Genomic DNA, 23216 nt, shown 5'->3' with positions numbered 1-23216 from the left:
CAGGGCTTCGCCCTCATAGAGACCGCTCGGCTTCCGTCCCGCCTCCGCCCAGCCTTCCGCCGCCGCCGTCAGCCTGCGGAGCCGCAGCAGGTCGTCCCGCACCTCGTCGATCCAGCCGCTCAGCCGCGCCCACGCGTGCAGCAGCGAGTCATGGCCGAGCTGCGCGCCGCCTTCCTCGTCGACGACGACCAGGCGGGCGTCGGCGAGCCGGCGCAGAAGGTCCTCGCTCCCGGCGAGCTCCGCCGGGAGCGCCCGGCGGCGGACCAGCCGCCCCTCGCCGTCGGCGACGTGGACCATCGCCAGCAGGAGGCTCCGCAGGGCCGTGCGGCCGGCGTCGTCGAGGGAGTCGTGGATCCTGTCGGCGGCTGTGGCCACCGCTCCCCGTATGCCTCCCGCGGCGGCGTACCCGGCGTACGTAAGCGTGTTCCCCCGGCGCCGCAGCCAGATCTCGGGGAGGGCGTAGGCCAGGAAGGGCAGCGCCGCGGCGTCGCCCGTGGAGTGCCGCTCCTCGTTCACATCACGCCGCAGGAGCTGCGGTACGCCCGCCTCCCACCGCAGGCCGGCGTACGTCGCGGGGCGCACGATCGCGGCCTCGACCTCCTCGTCCGTCAGCGCGGGCACGGCGAAGTGGCCCGGCCGTACGAGGGGTGCCAGCCGGGGGTCGCTCAGGGCGTCGCCGTAGTAGTCGGCGCGCAGGGCCAGGACGAGACGTGGGCCCGGCGTCGCGCCCCCGGTCTCCCCCTCGTCCGCTCCCGCGGTGAGAGCGGTGGCGAACCGCTCCCGCTCGGCCTCGTCCGAGCAGAGCGTGAAGTACTCCTCCAGCTGGTCGATGACGAGGAGACGCGGAGCCTGCCCGGCACCGGGCGCGGCCGGCCGGCTGAAGCGCCCGCGCTCCAGGTCCCTCGCCACGTCGGAGGGGGCTCTGCCCACTGCCGCGCCCCATGCCTCGGCGAGCGTCCGGAAGGGCCGCTCGCCGGGCGCGGGCACGAGCCGTACGGGACCGAGCCCCGCCTGCTCGGCGACCACGCCGAGACCCGCCCGCAGCAGCGAGGACTTGCCGACCCCCGACGGCCCCACCAGGACCACCGGTTCACCGGGCCGCGCCTCTTCGACGCGCCGCAGCAGCTCCTGGGTCAGTTCCTCCCGGCCGAAGAAGAGCCGGTGCTGTTCGGGGAGGAAGGGGAGGATGCCGGGGTAGGGGCAGGCGGCGTCCGCACCGGGGACGCCGGCCGCCTGCTGTCCGGTGTCCGGATCCGGATCCGGGTCGTACCGTCGGTTGACGGCGAGGGTCAGCTCGCTCATGCGCGCGGTGCCGCCGCCGTACGGGCGGGCGGCGCTGCCCTGGAGCCGCTGGTCGAGCAGCCGGTAGAGGCCGCCCAGGGTCAGCCACTTCGGGCCACCCGCGTCACCCTCCCGCAGCAGGCTGAGCACCTGACCGCTGAACAGGGTGTGCTCCGCGTCCGGCGGGGCGTACGCCAGTGTGTTGCGCGTCGCCGACGCGAGCAGGTAGCTGCCGGTGGGCCGGGCACCGGCATACGGGTCCGCTGCCGCCGGCCGGCCGGGCTCCTGGGCGTTCCCCGCGAAACAGCAGTCGAGGATCACGACCGGGTCGGCGGCGGCGTCGCTCAGGTAGCGCTCGATCTCCGTGTAGGGGACGGAGTGCGCCATGTCCGTCTGCGACTTGGTCGTCGCTGTCGCCAGGTAGAGCTGCTGACCGGGTCCGCGCAGCCCGTGCCCGGCGAAGTAGAGGAGGACGGTTCCGCGCTCGTACCGCTCCTCGGTGGGCGCGGCCCGGTCGATGGCCGTCGCCAGTGCCTCCAGCACATCGCTCGGCGACGCCGGATCGGTGAGCAGGGTGACCCGGTCGCCCATACCGCACACCGTGCTGAGGGTCTCGGCCACGTCCTGCGCCGACCGGAGCGCGGACGGCAGAGCGGGCAGTAGCGGTCCCGGGTGGGTGGCCGTTCCGATCACCAGTGCGTGACAGCCGTCTGCCGCCAGATCTGCTCTCGCGGGTGGATCCGGCGTGCCCCCTGAGCCATGGTCAGCCCGTTTCCGGTGACGGGCCGACGCGGCCGCCGTCCTGTGCGGTGCCTCGTGTCTCCTGATCTCCCTGTGCTTCCTGGTCTCCCTGGTCTCCCTGTGCTTCCTGGTTTCCCTGTGCTTCCTGGGGCCCTTGCGTCCTCGGCGCCGTCCGTGGGGGCCGCTCCTGCCGGAGCGCTGCGGCGACCCGTTCGGCGAGCTCACCGGTTCCCTCGGCGGTCAGACCTCGCACCTTCTCCGAGGAGACCACGGCCTGGGTACCGTCCGGCAGGGTGAGGGTGACCGTCTGATTGCCCCGGCGGCCCTGCAGCCACACCACGACCGCCGCCCCCAGGGCTGCCGTCGGACCGCCGGGAGCCAGCAGCAGGGAGATCAGCTCCCCCAGGGCGCCCATGGCTCCGGCCGGCGGCGTGGCGGGGACCTCTCTGCGGACGAACATCCGCAGATCAGGGTCCTGGCGAAGCCATGCGTAGAGGTCGTCCGAGGCCCCGGCCGCGTCTTCGCCCCCGGCGTCAACGGCCAGCGTCACTCTCATCCCTGGTGCCCTCCCCGTGCAACGCGTTGCGTACAAGCCCCAACTCTGCTCAGTACGTGCCTGGTTGGCAACGCAGAAACACGTCACGGTGGCGATGGCGCACCCCCCGCAGGCCGGGTGACACCGACGCCGACGCGGGTGGCGCACCGCCGTGGCCGGCTGCGGGAGCCGCCGGCGCCCGCCGCCTCACCCCTTCGCGACCGCCGTGGCCCGCCACGGTGCCAGTCGCTGCACGTCCTTGGCCGTCTCCGTGACCCCGCTCAGGAAACCCTCGGCGCGCGGGGACGCCGTGTCGCGGAGCCATTCCGGCGCTATGTCGCACACCGCGACCTTCACGCCCGTGCCTGCCAGGGCCAGCGGGAGGGTGTGGACCACCGTGGACGGGAAGCTGAGGACCGTGTGGCCGATGGGACCTCTGCGGGCGACGAGTTCCAGCGGGAGGTCGGGACGGACGATCTCCAGGCCGGTGGCGGCTTCCAGGGCGTGGAGCTTGTCCGCGGATTCACGGCGGTGGGCGAAATAACGGGTCGCGCCGTGGGTGCGGGCCAGCGAGGTGACCGCCTCCTCGTACGGGACGGGGTCGACCACGCCCGTCTCCACCAGGGAGGTCCCCACCAGGTCGGCCCCCTTGGTGATGAGGGGCGGGCCGAAGCGCTTCCGGGTCCAGGCGAAGGTGTTCGCCGTGACCTCTATGCCGGCGGGAGCCTCCACCGGCATCGCGGTGAACACCTCGACCGTGCGGGACGCCGACGGGGTGAAGCTGCGGCGGGCCGCGGAGGTGACCGGGGCCAGCAGCAGCTCGCGCGGGCCCCCGCTCCCCCGGCGGTGCCAGCGCACCAGGCGTTCTCCGCGTGCGAGCTGGGCGACGAACTCCATCGTGGCGGTGCCGTCGTCGACGACCGTGATCCGGCGTGTGCGGACCAGGCTGAGGAGCAGTTGCACGTACCGGGAGAACGGGTCCCCGATGACGATCCTGTCGGCCTTGCGGATCAGGCCCGTCAGCGCACGCAGGGCCTTCAGGGGCGCGCCGGTCCCCCCGCGCGCCTCCTGCCAGCGAACGGTGATGCCCTCGTCGCGGGCCAGATCCGCCATCCTGCGCAGCTGTCCGCGCGACATCGGGTCGACCGGGGGGAGGACGACGATCGTGGTGTCGGGTCCTCCCCGGGTGTGGGTCCACTCCAGGACGTTCAGGAGCTGGACCGGGCTCTCGACGAAGGCGAGGTTCACCGGTCGGCCCGTCAGACCGCGACCGGCTCGGCGGCCGGTGCGTTCTCGCTCTCGGCGACGACGCCCGCGACCCGGCGGAGCTTCTTCATCGGGCCGAGCTCCGACTCGTACACCTTCTTGACTCCGTCGCCGAGCGACGCCTCGATGGTGCGGATGTCACGGACGAGGCGGGTGAGGCCCTGCGGCTCGACGGAGGCGGCCTGGTCGGAGCCCCACATGGCGCGGTCCAGGGTGATGTGGCGCTCGACGAACGTGGCGCCCAGCGCGACGGCGGCGAGGGTCGTCTGCAGGCCGGTCTCGTGGCCGCTGTAGCCGATCGGGACGTTCGGGTACTCCTGCTGCAGGGTGTTGATGACCCGCAGGTTGAGCTCCTCGGCCTTCGCCGGGTACGTCGAAGTGGCGTGGCAGAGCAGGATGTTGTCGCTGCCGAGGACCTCGACCGCGTGCCGGATCTGCTTCGGGGTCGACATACCGGTGGAGAGGATGACGGTGCGGCCGGTGGCGCGCAGCGCGCGGAGCAGCTCGTCGTCCGTGAGCGAGGCGGAGGCGACCTTGTGCGCGGGGACGTCGAACTTCTCCAGGAAGGCGACGGCCTCGGTGTCCCACGGGGAGGCGAACCAGTCGATGCCGCGCTTGGCGCAGTGCTCGGCGATGGCGGTGTACTCGTCCTCGCCGAACTCGACGCGGTGGCGGTAGTCGATGTACGTCATCCGGCCCCAGGGGGTGTCGCGCTCGATGTCCCACTGGTCGCGCGGGGTGCAGATCTCCGGGGTGCGCTTCTGGAACTTGACCGCGTCGCAGCCGGCTTCGGCGGCCACGTCGATCAGCGCGAGGGCATTGTCGAGGTCGCCGTTGTGGTTGATGCCGATCTCACCGGTGATGTAGACGGGGTGGCCGGGGCCGGCGGTGCGGGTGCCGAAGGTGCGCAGGCGGGAGGTGTTGCTCATGGTGGTGCTTCCTTACTTGGTGGGGGTGACGGGGGCGTCAGGGGTGTCGGGGACGTCAGGGGTGTCGGGGGTTCCGGTGGGAGGAGTGAGGGTGGGGCCCAGCAGCCAGGCCGCGATCTCACGGATGGCTCCGAAACCGCCGGGTTGTGTGGTCACGGCCCGCGCGGCGGCGCGTACCGAGTCGTGGGCGCTCGCGACGGCGACGGGCCAGCCCGCCAGGCCGAAGCAGGCCAGGTCGTTGACGTCGTTGCCGACGTAGAGCACGCGGTCGGGAGCGATGGACTGCTCCTCGCACCACTGCTTGAGGGCCAGGTCCTTGCGGTCGATGCCGTGCAGGACGGGGACCTGGAGCTTGCGGGCACGGGCGGCGACGACCGGGTTCTGCTCCGTGGAGAGGATCAGGACCGGTACGCCGGCCCGGCGCAGGGCGGCCACACCGAGGCCGTCACCGCGGTGCACGGCGACGATCTCGCGGCCGTCGGAGTCGATGAGGACGCGGTCGTCGGTCTGCGTGCCGTCGAAGTCGAGGACGACGGCGTCGATCTCCGCGCGGGTGGGCAGCGGGGACGGATCCAGGAGCGGTGCGAGGGCGCGGGCACGGGCCAGGTCGTGCGGGTCGTCGACCTCCAGGACCCGGGCGGGGTCGGTCGGTACGAGCGCCGTGTGGCCGAAGAAGCGGTGGCGGTGGGTGCGGAAGCCCTCGACGTCCATGGCGTACGCGGCGCCGGTCTCCAGGTAGTCCTGGGGCCGGTCCTGGCGGCGGGGCCGTACGGCCTTGTCGTGGTTGACGCCGTAGGTGTCGTCCTCGACGGCGCTGCCGTCGCGCCACACGAAGCCGTGGAAGGGCGCCACGGTGACGGCGGTGTCGGCACCGTCGCGGGCGACCGCGGCGGCGACGCCGTCGATGTCCTCGCGGGTGATGAAGGGGCTCGTGCACTGGACCAGGAGCACCACGTCGGCCTTCCGGCCGTGCGCCGTCGCCTCGTAGGAGTGCAGCGCGTGCAGGACCGCGTCCTCACTGGTCGCGGTGTCACCGGCGATGGCGGCGGGGCGCTGCACGCAGAGCAGCCGGTTGTCCTCCCCCAGTGCCTCCGCCGCGGCCCTGGCCGCGCCGGCGATGGCCGGGTCGTCGGTGGTGACGACCACGTCCGTGACCTCGGGCGAGGCGAGACAGGCGCGGACGGCACGGGCGACGAGCGGTACGCCGCCGACGCGGGCGAGGTTCTTCGCGGGCACGCCCTTGGATCCACCGCGGGCGGGGATCACGGCGAGCACGGTGGGGGGCGGGGTCATGGTTGCTCCTGGATCGGTGGTCACAGCTCGCCCATCCGGCGGATCACGGGGGCGACCCGCTGGACGCCGTGGCGGTAGGCGCCGCGCGCCGCGTTGCGTACGGTTTCGCGGACCGCGCCCCGCACCCGGCCCGGCTCCTTGGGGGTGACGGCGCCCGGCAGCGGGTGGCCGTCGGGGGCCAGGTGGTAGCGGGCGAGGATGCCGGGGAGGTACCCGGGCGCGGTGGCGGGCGTGTAGTAGGGGGCGGGGCGGGGAAGCGGTCCGGCGGCGAGCAGCGCCGCGACCCGGGCGCGGGCGGTGTCGTAGGCCGTCCCGTAGGTGCCGTCGGCGGCGACGCCCTGGCCTGCGAGCCACTCCTCGTCGGGCTCGGGGCGCAGCCCGCCGTCGAGGTGGTCCCAGGACGTGATGAGTCCGGAGCCGATGAAGTGGTGGTTGCCGAGGGCCTCGCGGACGCCGAGGTCGGAGAGGATCGCGGTCGGTATCCGCCGGTGCAGGGACTCCAGCGCGGCGGTCGAGGACACGGTGACCAGCAGGTCGGTGCGGTCCAGGACCTCGCCCATGTGCCCGTAGACGAGGCGGAAGTTGGGCGGCAGGCCCCCGGGGATCCGCTCCGCGAGACGCTGGTAGGGCAGTTCCTCGATGTGCGTGGTGTGCTCGCCCGGCTTGGAGCGCAGCTTCAGCAGCACCTCGCGGTGGGGGTGCAGCCTGGCGTGCTCGACGAGCCGGCGCAACAGGTACATACGGTCGGCGCGGGAGGCCGGCACGGAGGGCTGGGCGGCGAACACGACGGTGTCGCGGCCCTCCTGGGCCCGGTGCGGTTCCCCGCCGAGGAACGGCAGGGCGGCCTCCGTGACGGAGGACGCGTCGGCGCCGACGCCTTCGTAGACCGCGCGGAAACGCTCCCCGTCGTGGCGGGAGTTGGCGAGGACGACGTCCGCGCCGTGGCGCAGCAGGAGGCCGTCGGCGAGCTTCTCGTAGACGACCCCGACATAGCCGGTGACGACGACGGGCCTGCGGGGCAGGTCCAGTGCGGCCAGGCCGTGGATCATCGCCTGGACGGCGCCGCCGACCAGGGCGAGCACCACGATGTCGTAGCCCTCGTCCCGCACCGTGTGCAGGAACTCGACGGTGGTCACCTCGCGCACCCGGCCGGTGTCGACCCCCACCTCGCCCACTTCGGCGAGCTGGCGGGGTGTCGGGGTGGCCCGGCCGCGCAGCAGCAGCCCGCTGATCTCGACGGGGCGCTCCGTCGCGCCGGCCTCCGAGGTTCCGGAGAGGCGGCGCGCGGTGAGCGCGCCCCATTTCCACCGGGTGTCGGAGTCGGCGAGCACGGCTATGCGGAGCGCCGCACGGTCGGCTGCGGGGGTGGCGGCCGGAACGGCCGCGTCATCGGTACGAGGGGGCACGCCGTAAAGCTAGGAAGCCATTTCGAGCCGCGGCCCAACGCGGTGGCAACAGATGGTTAACAGCCGGTCGACGGTTGGGGATTCGGCCCGGCAGAAGGGGAAATCGACTTCGAATACGGGCGGGTTCACTTTTCCGCCGCCCGCCGTTCACTTTCCGTACGGGCAGGGGTCAAGGCAAATGCCGGGGCCGCCCCTAGCGTGACGCGGGTGGTCAAGCTCTCCGTCATCGTGCCGTTCTACAACGTCCGGGCATACGCGTCCGACACGCTCAGAAGCCTGCGGGCCAATACCCGTGAGGACTTCGAGTTCGTCCTCGTCGACGACTGTTCGACCGACGGGACGGCGGATCTCCTGCGCCGGGCCCAGGAGGACATCGAGGGGGTGGTCGTCCACACACACGAGCGCAACGCCGGTCTGGCCACGGCCCGCAACACCGGTCTGGACGCCGCCCGTGGCGAGTACATCGCCTTCCTGGACGGCGACGACTGGCTCGCACCCGGCCACTACGCCCGCCTGCTCGCCCTGACCGAGGTCCTGGGCTGCTCCTTCGTGCGTACGGACCATGTCCAGGTCACCGGCACGTCCCGCACGGTGCGCCGTGTCCCGCACGGCCTGCGGGGAGTGGTGAGCGACCCCCGGGACGCGATCCTGCCCGCCGACCGGACGACTTCGGTCGACTACGCGTTCGCCTGGGCGGGGCTCTACCACCGCAGTCTGCTGGACCGGGGGCTGCTGCATTTCACCGACGGGCTGCGCACCGCCGAGGACCGGCCGTGGATCTGGCGGCTGCACCGGGAGGCGGACTCCTTCGCGGTCCTGGGAACCCTCGGCCATTTCTACCGGCGGGGGGTCGCGTCGTCCCTCACCCAGATCGGCGACGAACGCCAGCTGGATTTCATTCGCGCCTACGACCAGGTGATATCCGATACCGCTGCGGACCGCGACGCCGACCTGTTGATGCCGAAAGCGGTGCGGACGTATTGCGCCGTCATTTCCCACCACATCGGATCCGTCGAGAAATTCGAACCGTCCGTCGCCCGCACCCTCAAATCGCTCGCCGCGGCAGCACTCAGCAGCATGCCCCGGCGTGTGCTCGACGACGTCCTGGACTCCATGGACACCGAACGGGCGACCCTGCTGCGCAGGCTGCGCCGCCGGTCCGCCACCACCGAGGGAGCGGCTGCCGCGTGACCACCCAGATCTTCGTCGCCTCGGGCCTCCACGGCACGGCCGTGCTCGCCGCCGCACTCGACTCCGGCTGCTTCGCGGAGTCCGGTCGCCGCATCCTGCTGCTCTGCGACACCACGGCGGTCCCCGAGGCGGCGGTCCCGGCCGACGCCATGCCCGGGTTCGGGCGGCTGCGCACCCGGTTCGACGAGGTGCTCTCGTGGAACGACGCCGTCTTCCCCCTGCACCCGGGCGCCTGGGAACCCCGCGCCGACGACGTACCCCTGTGGGAACGCCACCTGCGGCGCGCCTGGGACCTCGGGGACGAGGAGGTGGAACTCGTCCTGGAATCCCCGCACACCGGCCCCGCCCAGGCCGTGGCCCAGATCTTCACCGGCGGACCGGTGACCGTCCATACGGACGGGCTGACCGGCTACGGCCCCACCGGAGGCAAGATCCCGCCGCTGATCGGCACCCGCGTCCGCCACGTGCTCCACCCCGGGCTGCTCCCCGGCCTGCGGCCGCTGCTGCTGGGCGAGTTCGGCGCGGAGCCCCGCCCGCTGCCCGCTCCGGCCCTGCTGAAGGTCTTCGGCGAACTGGCGGACTCCGTACCGGAGCCCGCCGCGCCCGAGGGAGCGGCGGTCCTGCTGCTCCCCGAGGCCGGCGTGCTCCCCGCCGCCGAGGAGGAGGAGCTCCAGCTGCGGATGATCCGCGGCACGGCCGCTCTGGGCCACACCCACCTGGTTCTCCAGCCCTGTCCCCATGACCCTGCGCCCTCCGCCCCGGCCCTGCGGGCGGAGGCCGCACGCCTCGGTGTGGAGCTGACGGCCCCGGACTCAGGCCTGCCCGGCGTCCCGGTCCTGGCCGAGGTCCTCTACGAGCGGCTGCGCCCCGCGCTCGTCGTCGGCTGCTCCTCGCCGGCGCTGATCGGCGCGGCGGTCCACTACAGCCTGCCGGTGGCCAGGAGCGGGACCGGCACCCTCCTGGAGCGCCTCACCCCGTACGAGAACCCGGCGAGGATCCCGGTCACGATCGTCGACGCCCTGCTGCCGGACCTCGCCGAACCCGCCGCCGTATCGGGGCAGACCCCGCTGACCGAAGCCGCGGTGGCCGAAGCCCTCGGCGGCCTGCTGCCGGCGGTCGCCTTCGCCATGCAGCCGCGTGTCCGGCCGGATCTGCGCCCGGCAGCGGAGCGCTACCTGGCCGCCCACCTGAACGCCCGGACCTGGCGCTACTTCAAGCGCCGCCGCCTGGGCTCACTGGCCCTCCCCGGCGTCGTCCCCGCCCGCCTCGCCTTCGTACGGCGCAACGCCGTCCTGCGCCGGCTGGCCCGCCGCGCCCGCGCCCTCAGGCGCTGAGGCGGGGTGCCGGGCGGGAGCCGGCGGCTCACACCTCGTACTGACCGACTTCGACGAAGTGGCGCAGCGCCTCCCGGGTGCCCTCCTCCAGGACGGCGATCGCTGCCGCGCGCAGGGCTTCGCTGCTGCCGGGGTCGGCCAGGACGGTGAAGACCGCCACGCGGTCGTCCACCTCCTGGGCGTCCCAGCGTCCGGTCTCCAGGAAGTGGCGCAGGGCTTCGGCCGTACCGGCTTCGAGCGCCTCGGCAGCGGCTTCGTAGACGGACCGGCCTGTGTCGGTGTCGGCCAGCACCCTGAAGACCTCCATGCGGAGGTCCGTCAGGGACATCGAGTCATAGGGCGACTCCCGGCCGGACGGGACGGACGCCGCCACGGTGATGGCGGGCGAGGACGGCGCGGCGGCTGCGAAGGACGGCGTGGCGAACAGCAGAGCGGAAGCCAGGGAGCCTGCGGTCACGGTCATCGCCAGTGCGTTGTATGCCGGTCTCATGGGTGTTCCCCCTCGGATCGAAAACGTCGGATGCCCCGGATGCCGGGAAGTCGGGCCACGCCCCCGTGTCACTCCCCGCACCCTCCGGCGGATGAATCCTCGCCGGAGTGCGCCCCCGGTTCAGTGCCCGGCCCCGGCAGAATCCACCCCCGCAACGCTGCCGAACCCGAACGCGCTTGCGCAGGACGGTGGTCCACCGCCTGCCTGTCTCAGCCCAGCAGCCGCGTCAGGCCCAGGCGGGTCCACAGCACGGCCGCGCCGAAGGAGAGAGCCGTCGTGGCGGCGGTGACGGCGAGGACGAGGGCCGCCGCCACCGGCAGGGTGAGGTCGGCGTCGACCAGTACGTCGGTGAGGACGCCCAGCACCAGCACATGGATCATGTACGCGCCGAATGAGGCGCCCGCCAGCCGTGTCAGGGCCGGACGCAGCCGCTCCGGGACGCGCAGACGGTGCAGCGAGAGCAGCACACCGGCACTGAACAGGGCCACCAGGACGCTCGCGTACGGGATCGCGTAGTGCACCTCGTGCTGGTACGTGATGATCGCGGCCAGGAACACCCCGGCCGGGAGCAGCCACCACAGGCTCCGCCTGCCGAACGTGCCGGCGGGCAGCGCGAGGAGCAGGGCTCCGAGAACCGCGTAGATCAGCTGGTACGGGCCGAAGCCCCACCCGAAGCGCGGCAGTTGGAGGTCCGTGACCCGGGCGGCATCGCCGAACAGGGACGGAGCGGCCCCCAGCACGAGCAGGGCGGCGCCGAGTCCCCAGGGGCGCTTGCCCGACTTCACCAGGGCGGCGAAGGCCAGGAGCATGATCACGGGGATGTAGGCGTACAGGTACCAGAGGTGGTACGCCGGGCGTATCGAGGCGAACAGCGCGTCGAACGCCAGCTCACCGGCCGGGGCGTCGTTGGTGTCGCGCAGCCGGCCCCAGGCCACGTAGAGCACCGTCCACACCGCGAGCGGCACCACGATCCGGACGATCCGCTGCCACAGCCGGCGGCCGTCCCGGACCGGGGCGCCGACGAGGACGACCCATCCGGCGATCGCGAAGAACAGCGGCACGGCGAACCGGCCCGCCGAGTCCGCCACCAGCCCCGCCCAGTAGGTGCCGGGACCGTTGGCGGCCTCGCGGCCCGCCGTGTTCACGAACGCGGAGCCCGTGTGGCAGAGGATCACTCCGACGGAGCAGAGCAGCCGGATCAGATCGATGTCGTACCGGTGTTCGCGGTGCGGGCGGGGTTCAGGGGCGGGCCGCGGCGCCTGCGCGGTGGCGGGCGGGCCGGTCCGGGAGACAGAGGAAGACATGGTCATCGAAGGCTATGAACGGGTGGGCCGGGGGTGAACTCCGGCCGGGTGAACAGTCACTTCGTCCGGGTGTCCGGCAGGTGAAGGCCCCGTGCCGGGCCGGCGGTCCGGGGACCGGGCGCACGCGGACCCGCGGGGAGCGGGTCCGGCAGCCCGAAGAGCTCCTGGAGTCCGGCGAGGTTGGCCCGGGTGACCGACCACAGGTGCTCCTGCCGCCCGTGCACGTCGGCCACGGCCGCCCGGTGGTCGTCCAGCACGTCCGCCGCCCGCTCGGCGAGGCGGGCGCCCAGCGACCGGTCGTGGACGGACACCCCCCAGTCGGGGCGGCCGATGTCGGAGAGGAAGTAGGCGAGCTTGGGGTGGGAGACCAGGCTGATGATCGGAGTGCCGCAGCCGAAGGGGATCATCCCCGCGTGCCCGCGCATGCCGATCACCAGGCGCGTACGCCGGTAGAGCTCGCGGATGCGGTCGTTGCCGAACAGGTACAGCGGCTCGACCGGCAGGGCGATGCCGTGTTCCCGGCGCAGGTCGTGGACGAACTTCTCGTCGGCCGGCATGTGGGCCGCGTAACGGACCTCGGCGCGCTCGCCGATGGCGCGTACTGCGGCGGCCGTCTCGGCCAGGAAGTGGCCGTAGTCATGGCCGAAGCGCAGACCGGCCCGGTCGTAGGCGCAGTTGACCAGCACGGTGTCGTCCCGGCCCGCGCCGCCGTCCAGGCCGCCGTCCAGGCCGGGGTCGAGGTGACGGGCGACGGTCGTGGGGCAGGGCTGGTAGCGCACCCGGTCCCGCAGTTCCTGCGGCAGCAGTTCCCTGACCCGGTCCACGGAGCCCTGGTTGCGCAGTCCGAAGAAGGACGACTGCCCGACCAGGGCGCGCAGGCTCGCCGCGAAGCGCTCCCGGCGGTAGCGCTGCCCGTCGAAGACGTTGTAGCCGACCGCGAAGACGGCGAGCGGCGCGGTGATCCGGGCCAGCACGTCGTCGGGGATGTTCCACTGCCAGCCGCTGTTGCTGTTGGGCGCGGTGTCCGGGAGGAAGAGCCCGCCGCCGCCGACGACGATGCCGCGGCGGGCGTTCAGCTCCTCCAGTGCGGGCTCGTCGACCAGCCGGTGCACGGACCGCTCGTGCCAGCGGGCGGGTCCGGTGTCGGGGCCGAAGCACATCCGCACGGCTTCGGGGAGCACCTTGTCGCCCGCGTTCTCCTGACCGTCGGCGAACAGGGCGACATGGGCGAGCTGTTCCCCGGCGGGCGCGGGGCCGGAGGCCGGGACGGCGCCCGGACCCGGGCGGGTACGGACGTACCAGGCGTGGCAGTTGCCGTCGGTGGGATCGGCGTCGAGTCCTTCCCGGGCGTAGGCGTGGGCGTCGGTGTCCCGCCCCAGCAGCCAGGCCAGCCGGGCGAGCTGGCCGTAGGCGCGGGCGGCGAAGTCCGGTGACACGGTGGCCAGGAGGAGATGTGCCTCGGCCTCCTCGTAGCGGGACAGGGCCATCAGGCTGATGCCGAGCGTCTCGTGACAGCGCGGCAGGTCGGGCCGGTCCGCCACGGCGGCGCTCAGCAGGGCGACGGCCTCGTCGTAGCGGCCCTGCTGCCGGAGCACCTCGGCGACCTGGCGGACCAGGTCCACCGGCGCACGCCTTCCTTCGGGGAACGGCAGGGCGCAGTGCAGGAGCAGCTCGGGGTGCTTGGGGCCCGGGAGGGCGCAGTAGGCGGCGCGGAACGCCTCGTCGTCCATCGCGTAACGCTCGCGTGCCTCGCGTGCCGGGGCGGAGGGGGCCGGGTCCTCCCCGAAGCGGTCCTCCTCGCCGAAGCGGCCCTCCTCGCCGTGTTCCTTCCCGAAGTGGTCCTCCCTGAAGTGCAGGACCACGGTGCTCGCGGGGACGGGGGCGTCGTCGTACAGCCGGCCGGCCGGGAAGTCGTAGGGGGAGCCGAGCGGTTCGAGGAGTCCTGCCTCCGTCAGCGCTCGGTGCACCACGTCCGCGCCGCCTTCGGCCAGCGCGTCGAGCACGGCGTCCGTCACGTCCTGCCGCTGGATGACGAGCAGCCCGTCGTCCCGCACGGTCCGTCCGCCGCCGGACCCGGGCTGCGGCACGGCGGCCACCCCGGTGCGGAGGGCGAGCAGCGGTGCGAGGGGGCGGAGGACGACCATGCCGGGGCCGAGGACGACGACGGTGTCGTAGCCGGTGGCCCGGAAGGCGTCGAGGCGGCTGTCCGCCGTACGCGGGACGAGGCGCGGGTGCAGCCGCCGGGCGGCGTCGAACGCGGAGTCGGGCAGTCCGGGGTGCAGGAGGAGGAAGTCCTCGCAGACGGCCGGACCTGTCAGGGCGAGACTGCGCAGCAGCACCAGGAGTCCGGGCATCCGGTCCTCGTCGGCGTATGCCGCGAAGGCGATCCTCCGCTTGCCGGTGACGGCGCGCCGGTCGTCGGCGTCGAGCCGGCCGGGCGCGGCGGACGGCCCCGGCGATGCGGATGATCCCGGCGCGGCGGCGGGATCCGCGTGCTCGCGCCCGGTGGCCGGACCGGCCTGTCCTCGGCCGGCGACGGACTCGGTCCGTCTGCCTGCGGTGGGGTCGGCGGGGCTGTTCATCTGAGCGCGGTCCTCATCTCGGTCTCGTCCTCGTGTGTCGCGCGGGCAGCGACCCACTCCCGCTCGCGCGGCTGCAACTGCCCCGGCAGTCCGAAGCCGATGAGGTCCAGGCGGTCGGCCGCGTCCAGGAAGTCCAGGAGCCGGAGCACGGTGAACGCGGTGCTCGGCTGCGGGCCCCAGCCCCCCTCGCCGAGCAGCGCGGGATCGTCCAGGGGATGCCGGAGCGAGGCGTCGCCGATGTGGTCCTGCGCCCCGGCGACCAGGCGGGCGCGCAGCGAGCGGCGCCAGTGGGACAGCGGATCGCCGAAGACCAGACGGGTGTCCGCCCGGCGGTCCCAGGCCGGGCCCGTCCACGGGGTGTCCCCCCGCAGGGTGACCGCGTGCAGGCCGGTGCGCCGGTCGCCGGCCGGGAGGGTGTCGCAGCGGACCACCAGGTCGTATCCGTCGATCAGCTTGCCGAGCGGGCTGCCCGGATCCCGCTCCTCGTCGGCGATCCGGGCAGCGCCCGCGACCAGGCAGACGGAGCGGCCGGCGACCGTGCGGCGCAGCCCGGGGACTCCGAGCGGCTCCGCGCCACCGAGCAGCGGATCGGCCATCCTGTCCCGGTCCAGAAGCCGGCGGTGGGCGGCGTACAGGGTGGTGAGGCGGCGGACGGCCGGGTCGGCCATGCCTCCGCCCTCGGCGGTCCGCCGGCGTACGACCTCGGCGAAGGCGGTACGCACCTGCCCTGCGGGGGCGTCGTGCAGCGCCCGCAGGACGGCGGCGTCCTCGCCGGGAAGCAGCCCGGCGGCCTCGTCCAGGCAGGCGCGGAGGTCCTTCAGGGTGGCGATCCGGCGCCTGATGTCCTCGGCCGCCGACGGGTTCTGCTGAAGCGCCAGATGCCGTTCATAGGCCTGTACCGCCTCCTCACGGCGCCCCAGGGCGTCCAGCGCGCCACCGCGCAGCCGCCACGCGCCCTTGGACCTGGCCCGCAGCCCGGTGGCCTCGACGGCGATGTCCAGCGCGAGGCGTCTCTCCGCCTCGCCCCCGGCCTCCAGGGCGCACTGCCCGGTGCGGAGCAGGGCGTCGAACAGGTCGTCACCGCCGGTCCCGCAGGCGGCGGTGAGGCCGCCGATGGCGGAGACGAGCCGGGTCTGCCGTGCGTCGTTCATGGGACCGTTCGCGGCGAGGCCCGCGAGGTAGTCGCCGCAGAGACGCAGGGCTGCCGTGGGCGCCGGACGCGCCGCACCGCCCTGCCCGGATCTCGCCCGCACTGCCTTGAGCAGCCCGGTGAGGGTCTGGCCCATGCTCGTTCCGCCGTTTCGTCATCAGTGGCCGGCCGGGCACACGCCCGGTCCCGGTTCAGAGGCCCAGGCTGCTGCGGGTGCGCCGTACGGTGCGGCGCAGCCTGATCGCCGCCCCTCGCGGGCCGCCGCCGGGCAGGGTGAGCTTCTGCAGGCGGCGTCGCTTGAAGTAGTACTGCGTGCTGTTGTCGAGGTGGTCCCGCAGCCAGGTCTCGGCCTCGGCGCGCAGCGTCGGGTGGAGTCCGGACTGCATGCAGTAGCCGACCGTCCGGACCAGCGGCCCGAGGGTGTCCGGGGCCGTGGCCGGCAGTGCGGGCACCGTCTCGCCGTGCTGCTCGTCCAGGTCGGGCACCAGGTGGTCGACGATCGTCAGCGGGATGCGGTTGCTGTTCTCGTACGGGGTGATGCGGTCCAGGACGAGACGGGTGCCGACCCGGGCGACGGGGATGCCGTAGTACGCGGCGGCGGTGAACATCGCGGTCGAGAAGCAGCCGACGACGAGTGCGGGCGCGCACCGCTCGTAGAGGGTCTCGGCGAGCAGCGGGCTGTCCAGCGTGGTCAGCCGCACCCCCAGTGCGGCGGCCGCGTCGTCGAGCGCCCTGGAGTAGCGGGCCGGCGCGGTGGGGTGGGGCTTGAAGAGGACGGAGGTGTGGCCGAGCCGCGCCGCGCCGCGCAGCATGCGCAGGTGCAGGTCCTCCTCCTCCTCGGCCGTGAGGATGCCGAGCGCCGCGAGGTACTGGCCCAGGAGTACGGCTGTGGGTGCCTCGGACTCGGCCTCCGCGAGCCGGCGGTCGCCGTCCGCCGCTCCGGCGATCTCGCCGAGGACCTTGCGGAAGGCGTCGTTCGGCACGAGTTCGGGCTCGACACCGGACTCGGCGAGGAGGAGCGGACGCAGTCCCGGTACGAGGTCCAGGTGGAGCACCCGCTGGATGCGGCAGGCGATGGACCGCGGCACCTTGTTGCGGGTCGGGCCGTAGCTCATCAGGCCGTCCGCGTAGACGTGCACGGCGCTCTCGGAGAAGATCGCGGCCAGTGCGCGGGCCGGGTTGACCTGGATGGATTCGACGGCGAGGTCGACGGGTGCGTCGGGGTGGATGCCCCAGGCGAGGCGGAAGGCGCGCTGCCAGAGTTCGGTCTCCTCGGCGCGCGGGCCCCAGCCGCTCGGGTGGTGCGGGCTGATGGCGTCGTTCCAGTCGACGACGGAGTCGAAACGGGCGGCGATGTCGCCGTAACCGCGCATCTCCTCCAGCCGGAGGGCCGTTTCGGGGATCGCCGCGTTGTTGGAGACGAGCAGGACGCGGTGGCTGTCCTGCCCCGGTCCGAACTGGCCGGCGTCGAGCGCCGCCGCGAGCGTGGCCGCCCCGTAAAGGGTCGACACCTGGAAGATCTGGGTGCGCGTGGGCATGGGTCAGGCGGCCTTCTGCTTGTCACGCAGGCGGTTGAGCAGGGTGCTGCGCCTGGTGTCCATCATCGTCAGGGTGTGGTCGAGCACCTGCTGCGGCATGCGGTGCAGCGCGGCCGCCGACTCGTGGCGCAGGCGCCGGAAGGTCGACGGCTCGTAGGTGTCCGCCTTCTCGTTGTGGAAGGCGATCATCGCGCAGTAGGTGCGGACGGCCTTGGGCAGGAGGAGATCCGCGTCCCGGTCCTCGCGGATCTCGTCGAGCAGCGTGTCGTAGGCGGGGAAGAAGTCCAGCTGACGCGCGTCCTTGATCTGCGTCAGGGACGTGGTGACACCGCGCCGGTAGAAGATGCCGTACAGGTTCAGCGCCGCGTAGCTACGGGCCCGCAGGTGCAGCTGCCAGATCCACAGCCGGTCCTCGGCGGTGCGCAGCCGGGTGGTGAAGCGGTGGCCGCCGTCCTCGAAGAGCCGCCGGTGGTAGACGCCCGCCCACACGAAGGGGTAGTCGACCATCGTCTCCCATTCGGGGGCCGCTATGCCCTCGCGCGGATCCAGCACCGTGTCGCGGAGCCGGGCGGGCGCACGTCGCACGACCCGGCTGGTCCCGGTGGCCTGGACGTGGTCGGTGCGGGCGAAGTCGCAGTCCAGCTCGGCGGCGGCGTGCAGCAGCCGGCCCAGGTGGCCGGGGGCGTACCAGTCGTCGCCGTCGAGGAAGGTGACGAAGTCGCCCCGGGCCGCGTCGATGCCGCTGTTGCGGGCCGCCGCGATGCCGACGTTCTTCTCGTGCCGGATGACCTCGGCGTGCGGAAGTCTGTCGGCCCAGCGGTCGACGACGGCCGGTGTCCCGTCCGTGGAGCAGTCGTCGACCAGCAGGAATTCGATGTCCGGGCCCGCGTTACGGGCAAGACTGCCCAGCGTCGTGTCGGCGAAGGCGCCGACATTGTGGAACGGAACGACAACGGACAGTTTCGGCACGCGGACCCTCACCTTCGACCATGGTCCGCACACGCTAGTGACGCGGGTGGAGGGGCGGGTGTCCCCCGGCCCGACGAAGGGTGAACTCTGGGCGTCGTCAGGGTGGCCCACGCCGGGGACCACGCCCGGGAGCCGCGCCGGGCGGAGGACCACGCCCGGGAGTCACGCCGGGGGATCACGCCCGGAAGTCGCGCCGGGGGGCCGCGCCACCTCATCCAGCGCGGTCACGCAGAGCCCGCGGAACGCTCCGGACCGCCGGGCCTTGACCTCAACTTCACTTGAGGTCCTACGGTCCAGGACATGGACTACTCACATGACGACGCAGGACTGGCACGGCAGCCCATCGGCTACTGGAGCTGGGCCGCCCACGAGGCGACCGTGACCCACATCCGGGCCGCACTGGCCGAACACGCTCTGACCCAGCCCCCCTGGTGGGTGCTCAACCAGCTCGCCGACGCGGACGGACCCGGCCGCCCGCGCGCCGAGGTGGTCGCGATGCTCCAGGGCTATCTGAACGTCGGCGCCTCGCTGGAACCCGAGATCGACACCCTCATCGCCCAGGGCCTGGTCACCCAGGACCCGTCCGCCCGTCTGCGGCTGACCGCCGAAGGACACGCGCTGCGCACCAAGGCGTTCGAACGGGTCACCAGGGCGAGTGCGGAGATCCACGCCGGGATCCCGGACGAGGAGTTCGTCGCCGCGCTCAAGGTCCTCCAGCGGATGATCCACAACGTGGGCGGCAAGGCCTGGCACCACTGACCACCGCCACGCTCACACGCTGCTGAACGACAGCTTCGCCGCGAACCCGAGGAACAGCACACCCGCCGCCGAAGTGGCTCCTGCCGACAGCCGCTTGCGGCGGCGGAAGGCGGCGGCCAGGCGGGTGCCGCCGAATATGAGCGCCGAGAGGTAGAGGAAGCTGCCGAGTTGCAGCAGCGTGCCCAGCAGCAGGAAGGAGAGCGCCGGATAGGCGTACCCCGGATCGACGAACTGCACGAAGAAGGAGATGAGGAACAGGATCAGCTTGGGATTGAGCAGGCTGACCACGAGCGCCCGCCGGTAGGGCCGCTCCGCCTCCTTCGCGGGCGCCGCATCCTCCACCGGCAGCTCGGCCATGTGCTGGTGCCGCTCGCGCCACATCGACACGGCCGTGCGCATCATCCCGAGAGCCATCCAGGTCAGATAACCCGCGCCCGCGAACTTGACGACGGTGAAGAGCAGGGGCGTCGTCTGCAGCAGGGAGGCGGCGCCCAGCGCGGACAGCGTCATCAGGATCGTGTCCCCGGTCCACACACCGGCGGCGGCCACATAGCCACTGCGCACCCCGCGTTTGGCGGCGACCGAGAGCACGTACAGCGAATTCGGCCCCGGCAGCAGAATGATCAGCACCAGGCCGGCGAGATAGGTCGGAAGATCGGTGACACCCAGCATGAACGGAGTGTCGCACGCGGGTACGACACCCCGTCCGGGCGGTCCGTAATGCGGCCGTCCAGTCCTCGCCGCCGTCCAGCAGGCGGTCCACGGAGAGCTCCGTCTCCACACCGACCAGGTCCGGCACGGTGAGCGAGCGCGCGGCCTGATCGGCCGCCTCGCCGATCGTCAGCCCGGACCGCACCGTCACCAGCTCCTCGTGCTGTGCCACAGCCACGGCATCCTCCTTTCGGGGCCCACTGTCCATGAGCCCGCCCACGGGTCCGGCCGGTCGGCGAGAGATCATCCGCAAGGGCGCCCCGGCCCCTCAGAAGGCGTCCGTCGGGACGTACACGCCCCATACCTCCCGCAGCGCGTCGCAGACCTCGCCCACCGTGGCCCGCGCCCTGAGCGCTTCCTTCATCGGGTACAGCACGTTCCCCGTGCCCTCGGCCGTCTTCTTCAGCTCCGTCAGTGCCGCGTCCACCGCCCCCCGGTCGCGTCCGGCGCGGAGCTCCGCCAGGCGGGCCGTCTGCCGGGCCTCGATCGACGGGTCGACCCGGAGCGGCTCGTAGGGCTCCTCCTGGTCGAGGCGGAAGCGGTTGACGCCGACGACGACGCGCTCGCCGCTGTCCGTCTCCTGGGCGATGCGGTACGCGCTGCGCTCGATCTCGCCCTTCTGGAAGCCGCGTTCGATGGCGTCGACCGCTCCCCCCATGTCCTCGACCCTGTGCATCAGTTCCAGGGCGGCGGCCTCGACGTCATCGGTCATCCTCTCGACGGCGTAACTGCCCGCGAAGGGGTCCACGGTGGCCGTCACGTCCGTCTCGTACGCCAGGACCTGCTGGGTGCGCAGCGCCAGGCGGGCCGACCTGTCCGTCGGCAGGGCGATGGCCTCGTCGAAGGAGTTGGTGTGCAGCGACTGCGTGCCGCCGAGGACCGCGCCCAGGCCCTGCACGGCGACCCTGACCAGGTTGACCTCGGGCTGCTGGGCGGTGAGCTGGACGCCGGCGGTCTGGGTGTGGAAGCGCAGCATCTGGGACTTGGGGCTCTTCGCGCCGAACTCCTCCCGCATCACCCGCGCCCAGATCCGGCGTGCGGCACGGAATTTGGCGATCTCCTCCAGGATCGTCGTACGGGCGACGAAGAAGAAGGAGAGCCGTGGCGCGAAGTCGTCCACGTCCATGCCTGCGGCGACGGCGGTGCGGACGTACTCGATGCCGTCCGCGAGGGTGAAGGCGATCTCCTGCGCGGGCGAGGCGCCGGCCTCCGCCATGTGGTAACCGGAGATCGAGATGGTGTTCCACTTCGGGATCTCGGCCCGGCAGTACTTGAAGGTGTCCGCGATGAGCCGCAGCGAGGGCTTCGGCGGGAAGATGTACGTGCCCCGGGCGATGTACTCCTTGAGCACGTCGTTCTGGATCGTGCCCGTCAGCCGGCCGGCCGGCACGCCCTGCTCCTCGGCGACCAGCTGGTAGAGCAGGAGGAGGAGCGAGGCGGGGGCGTTGATGGTCATCGAGGTGGAGACCTCGTCCAGCGGGATCCCGTCGAGGAGGACGCGCATGTCGTCGATCGAGTCGATCGCCACTCCGACCTTGCCGACCTCACCGGAGGCGAGGGGTGCGTCCGAGTCGTGCCCCATCTGGGTGGGCAGGTCGAACGCGACGGACAGGCCCGCCGTCCCGTCGGCGATCAACTGCTTGTAGCGGGCGTTGGACTCGGCGGCGGTACCGAATCCGGCGTACTGCCGCATCGTCCACGGCCGGCCCGTGTACATCGTGGGATGGACCCCACGGGTGAAGGGGAAGGCGCCCGGTGCGCCCAGTTTCTCCTCGGCCCGCCAGCCGTCGAGCGCCTCCGGCCCGTACACCGGCTCGATGGGCGGTCCCGACTCGGACTCACGCGTCATGTGCTGTGCCTCCCGTTCAAGTTACGTACCGGTGACGGACTCGCGACGGACTCCGACGGCGGCGCCACGGTTCGCGGGAACCCTCCGCCGGGGCCTTGCACACAGCAGATACCCGAAGGCCGTGACACGCGATTCCATCATCCTCAGGATTCGGCAACCGGGCAGGAAGGGAATCCGTCTCATGAGATATCCGTGCCACGCGACGGGTCACACCCGGCCGGGGCGGTGACGGGCGCGAGCCAGGGGGCAGAGATGGGACTCAGAGGGACGAACAGCGGCGCGCGCGGACTGCGCCCGGCGGCCGTGGCAGCCGTCGGCGTGATCACGCTCGCCACGCTGACGGCGGGCTGCAAGGTCGAGACGGTGGGAGCCACGGAGCCCACCGCCCTCCCGACCAGGGCGTTTCCTTCCTCCACCGACGACGCCAAGCCGAGCGGCGGCCGGGAGAGCCCCACGGACACAGCCCCGGCCACCTCCCCGGCAGCTCCCTCACGGACGCCGGGCGCAGGGACACCGAGCGCACGGCCCTCCCCGGGGCCCAGCACCCTGATGTCCGCCGGCGACCGGAGCACGCGCGTACGGGAGCTCCAGGCGCGGCTGCGCCAGATCGGCCACTTCGACCGCAGCCCCACCGGGTACTACGGCACCGTGACCGTCACCTCCGTGCAGTCCTTCCAGGGCAAGCGGGGCCTGCCCCGCACGGGGAGGACCGACACCGTCACCTGGGAACGGCTGCTCGCGATGACGCGGGAGCCGACGTCGAAGGAGCTCGACCCGCCTGCCGCCGAGCCGCCCGCCGCGAAGCCCGACGCCCGCTGCATGACGGGCCGGGTGCTGTGCATCAGCAAGAACAGCCGCACGCTCGCCTGGATGATCGACGGCAGGGTCGTCTCGTCGATGGACGTGCGCTTCGGCTCCCAGTACACGCCCACGCGTGAGGGCACCTTCTCGGTGTACTGGAAGTCCCGCCACCACGTGTCGACGCTCTACTACACCCCCATGCCGTACGCCATGTTCTTCAGCGGGGGCCAGGCGGTGCACTACTCGCCGGATTTCGCGGCACGCGGCTACAACGGCGCTTCGCACGGCTGTGTGAACGTCCGGGACGAGGGGAAGATCGCGTCGCTCTTCGCCCAGGTGCGGGACGGCGACAAGGTCGTCGTCTACTGGTGAAGGGGCCGGCCTGCTCGGGGGCGCGGGCGGGACCGGGGGAACGTGTCCCGCCCGCGCCGGATGCGCTGAGCCGAAGGTACGGGGGGAACCCCGGCTCCTTGCGCGGCCGATGACCAGTCGGCACTCACTACTGCGCCGGACCGCCCGAAAGCGTTACAGCCGGGGCGTTCTCGCAGGTCAGCGCAGTGCGGAGGAGAGCGCGGACAGCGAGCCCGCCGTGGGACCGGCCGTCGGCCGGGGGGCCGCGCCGCCCTGCGGTGCACCACCCTGCGGCGCGTCGCCCTGGGTGCTCTCCGCAGCCTGCGTACGGAAGACGATCGAGGGAAGCGAACCCTTGCCGCCGCCGCTCCCGTCACCGTTCTTGCCGTCGCTCCCGCCACCGTTCTTGCCGTCGCTCCCGCCGTCGTCCCTGCCGTCGCCCTGGCCCTCCTCGCCGCTCCCGCTCCCGCCGGTACGGCCGTCCGGGCCCAGGAGGCGGTCGCAGAAGCGGTCCAGGTCGCGTTCCCCGTCGGCCAGGTCGAGGAGCCGGCGCTCGGCCTCCCGGCTCAGAGCGTCCTCGCGGTAGGCGCGGCAGGCCCTGACCGACTCCTTGTACACCTCGCCCGGGGACCTGCCGGGCGCCTCGCGTCCGTCCGTGCCGTCCTGGGTGCCTCCGGTGGTGCCGCTGTCCGGGCCGGCGCCCTCGCGGTCCGGCGCGCCACCGCTGTCCTGCCCG

18 protein-coding genes and 1 pseudogene are annotated in these 23216 nt (G+C 72.8%); 4 read left to right on the top strand and 15 right to left on the bottom strand.

The window, feature by feature from the left end:
- The 6 genes from VN520_RS20550 to VN520_RS20525 form a co-directional block, all read right to left on the bottom strand.
- Positions 1-1974: caspase, EACC1-associated type (locus VN520_RS20550; RefSeq protein ID WP_325748397.1), on the bottom strand; the 1974-nt coding region annotated here is incomplete at its 3' end.
- A 70-nt stretch (positions 1975-2044) separates the two neighbouring features.
- A complete protein-coding gene (locus VN520_RS20545; RefSeq protein WP_325748396.1) occupies positions 2045-2578 on the bottom strand; it encodes an effector-associated constant component EACC1 in 534 nt (177 codons plus the stop codon).
- A 186-nt stretch (positions 2579-2764) separates the two neighbouring features.
- On the bottom strand, positions 2765-3805 hold the full coding sequence (locus VN520_RS20540) for a hypothetical protein (RefSeq protein WP_325748395.1): 1041 nt from the start codon (positions 3803-3805) through the stop codon (positions 2765-2767).
- An 11-nt stretch (positions 3806-3816) separates the two neighbouring features.
- Positions 3817-4752 carry an N-acetylneuraminate synthase family protein gene (locus tag VN520_RS20535; RefSeq protein WP_325748394.1) on the bottom strand — a complete coding sequence of 312 codons (936 nt, stop codon included), beginning with the start codon at positions 4750-4752 and terminating at the stop codon, positions 3817-3819.
- 12 nt (positions 4753-4764) lie between these two features.
- Entirely contained in the window at positions 4765-6045 is a 1281-nt protein-coding gene (locus VN520_RS20530; RefSeq protein WP_325748393.1) for an acylneuraminate cytidylyltransferase, read from the bottom strand.
- Positions 6046-6065: 20 nt separating this feature from the next.
- The gene (locus tag VN520_RS20525) at positions 6066-7451 is read right to left on the bottom strand and encodes a DUF6716 putative glycosyltransferase (protein WP_325748392.1); all 1386 of its coding nucleotides are present in this window, start codon (positions 7449-7451) and stop codon (positions 6066-6068) included.
- A gap of 207 nt (positions 7452-7658) precedes the next feature.
- Here VN520_RS20525 and VN520_RS20520 point away from each other — a divergent pair, with 207 nt between their 5' ends.
- Both VN520_RS20520 and VN520_RS20515 read left to right on the top strand, forming a co-directional pair.
- Positions 7659-8642, top strand: coding sequence for a glycosyltransferase family A protein (locus tag VN520_RS20520; protein WP_325748391.1), 984 nt, complete (start codon positions 7659-7661; stop codon positions 8640-8642).
- Positions 8639-9976: a hypothetical protein gene (locus VN520_RS20515; protein ID WP_325748390.1), complete on the top strand. Its 1338-nt coding sequence runs from the start codon at positions 8639-8641 to the stop codon at positions 9974-9976. The genes VN520_RS20520 and VN520_RS20515 overlap by 4 nt, the downstream gene beginning before the upstream one ends.
- 28 nt (positions 9977-10004) lie before the next feature.
- Here VN520_RS20515 and VN520_RS20510 read toward each other — a convergent pair whose 3' ends face one another.
- The 6 genes from VN520_RS20510 to VN520_RS20485 all read right to left on the bottom strand — a co-directional run bounded on the left by VN520_RS20510 (position 10005) and on the right by VN520_RS20485 (position 18009).
- Entirely contained in the window at positions 10005-10466 is a 462-nt protein-coding gene (locus tag VN520_RS20510) for an ALF repeat-containing protein (protein ID WP_325748389.1), read from the bottom strand.
- A 209-nt stretch (positions 10467-10675) separates the two neighbouring features.
- Positions 10676-11776: an acyltransferase gene (locus VN520_RS20505; RefSeq protein WP_325748388.1), complete on the bottom strand. Its 1101-nt coding sequence runs from the start codon at positions 11774-11776 to the stop codon at positions 10676-10678.
- Between the two features lie 50 nt (positions 11777-11826).
- Positions 11827-14352 carry a polysaccharide pyruvyl transferase family protein gene (locus tag VN520_RS20500; protein ID WP_325748387.1) on the bottom strand — a complete coding sequence of 842 codons (2526 nt, stop codon included), beginning with the start codon at positions 14350-14352 and terminating at the stop codon, positions 11827-11829.
- Positions 14349-15638 carry a hypothetical protein gene (locus VN520_RS20495; RefSeq protein ID WP_325748386.1) on the bottom strand — a complete coding sequence of 430 codons (1290 nt, stop codon included), beginning with the start codon at positions 15636-15638 and terminating at the stop codon, positions 14349-14351. Before VN520_RS20495 ends, VN520_RS20500 begins: the two co-directional genes overlap by 4 nt.
- Before the next feature lie 55 nt (positions 15639-15693).
- Positions 15694-17040 carry a polysialyltransferase family glycosyltransferase gene (locus VN520_RS20490; RefSeq protein ID WP_325748385.1) on the bottom strand — a complete coding sequence of 449 codons (1347 nt, stop codon included), beginning with the start codon at positions 17038-17040 and terminating at the stop codon, positions 15694-15696.
- A 3-nt stretch (positions 17041-17043) separates the two neighbouring features.
- Positions 17044-18009 carry a glycosyltransferase family 2 protein gene (locus tag VN520_RS20485; protein WP_325748384.1) on the bottom strand — a complete coding sequence of 322 codons (966 nt, stop codon included), beginning with the start codon at positions 18007-18009 and terminating at the stop codon, positions 17044-17046.
- A gap of 300 nt (positions 18010-18309) precedes the next feature.
- Between VN520_RS20485 and VN520_RS20480 the strand changes: the two genes are divergently transcribed.
- Positions 18310-18768: a MarR family winged helix-turn-helix transcriptional regulator gene (locus VN520_RS20480; RefSeq protein WP_325748383.1), complete on the top strand. Its 459-nt coding sequence runs from the start codon at positions 18310-18312 to the stop codon at positions 18766-18768.
- A gap of 12 nt (positions 18769-18780) precedes the next feature.
- On the opposite strand, the gene leuE is transcribed toward VN520_RS20480, so the two are convergent.
- A complete protein-coding gene (leuE, locus tag VN520_RS20475) occupies positions 18781-19440 on the bottom strand; it encodes a leucine efflux protein LeuE (RefSeq protein ID WP_325748382.1) in 660 nt (219 codons plus the stop codon).
- A gap of 307 nt (positions 19441-19747) precedes the next feature.
- Positions 19748-21328 (bottom strand): acyl-CoA mutase large subunit family protein, encoded by a 1581-nt coding sequence (locus VN520_RS20470; RefSeq protein ID WP_325748381.1) that lies wholly within the window; start codon positions 21326-21328, stop codon positions 19748-19750.
- A gap of 252 nt (positions 21329-21580) precedes the next feature.
- On the opposite strand from VN520_RS20470, the gene VN520_RS20465 reads away from it, so the two are divergent.
- Positions 21581-22501, top strand: a complete 921-nt coding sequence (locus VN520_RS20465; protein WP_325748380.1) for a L,D-transpeptidase family protein — start codon at positions 21581-21583, stop codon at positions 22499-22501.
- Between the two features lie 177 nt (positions 22502-22678).
- Here VN520_RS20465 and VN520_RS20460 read toward each other — a convergent pair.
- Positions 22679-23216: pseudogene (locus VN520_RS20460) on the bottom strand (hypothetical protein); the annotation flags it as partial.

This window comes from Streptomyces sp. (genome assembly GCF_035563135.1).
GTDB lineage: Bacteria > Actinomycetota > Actinomycetes > Streptomycetales > Streptomycetaceae > Streptomyces.
The sequence above is the reverse complement of the archived record's forward strand: the minus strand, read 5'-3'. Positions and strand labels throughout refer to the sequence as shown.

What these genes read in the sequence shown, in the direction of transcription:
- VN520_RS20545 (WP_325748396.1), bottom strand. Translation starts at nt 2,578, where the DNA reads ATGAGAGTGACGCTGGCCGTTGACGCCGGGGGCGAAGACGCGGCCGGG.
- VN520_RS20535 (WP_325748394.1), bottom strand. Translation starts at nt 4,752, where the DNA reads ATGAGCAACACCTCCCGCCTGCGCACCTTCGGCACCCGCACCGCCGGC.
- VN520_RS20530 (WP_325748393.1), bottom strand. Translation starts at nt 6,045, where the DNA reads ATGACCCCGCCCCCCACCGTGCTCGCCGTGATCCCCGCCCGCGGTGGA.
- VN520_RS20510 (WP_325748389.1), bottom strand. Translation starts at nt 10,466, where the DNA reads ATGAGACCGGCATACAACGCACTGGCGATGACCGTGACCGCAGGCTCC.
- VN520_RS20505 (WP_325748388.1), bottom strand. Translation starts at nt 11,776, where the DNA reads ATGACCATGTCTTCCTCTGTCTCCCGGACCGGCCCGCCCGCCACCGCG.
- VN520_RS20500 (WP_325748387.1), bottom strand. Translation starts at nt 14,352, where the DNA reads ATGAACAGCCCCGCCGACCCCACCGCAGGCAGACGGACCGAGTCCGTC.
- VN520_RS20495 (WP_325748386.1), bottom strand. Translation starts at nt 15,638, where the DNA reads ATGGGCCAGACCCTCACCGGGCTGCTCAAGGCAGTGCGGGCGAGATCC.
- VN520_RS20490 (WP_325748385.1), bottom strand. Translation starts at nt 17,040, where the DNA reads ATGCCCACGCGCACCCAGATCTTCCAGGTGTCGACCCTTTACGGGGCG.
- VN520_RS20480 (WP_325748383.1), top strand. Translation starts at nt 18,310, where the DNA reads ATGGACTACTCACATGACGACGCAGGACTGGCACGGCAGCCCATCGGC.
- leuE (WP_325748382.1), bottom strand. Translation starts at nt 19,440, where the DNA reads ATGCTGGGTGTCACCGATCTTCCGACCTATCTCGCCGGCCTGGTGCTG.
- VN520_RS20470 (WP_325748381.1), bottom strand. Translation starts at nt 21,328, where the DNA reads ATGACGCGTGAGTCCGAGTCGGGACCGCCCATCGAGCCGGTGTACGGG.
- VN520_RS20465 (WP_325748380.1), top strand. Translation starts at nt 21,581, where the DNA reads ATGGGACTCAGAGGGACGAACAGCGGCGCGCGCGGACTGCGCCCGGCG.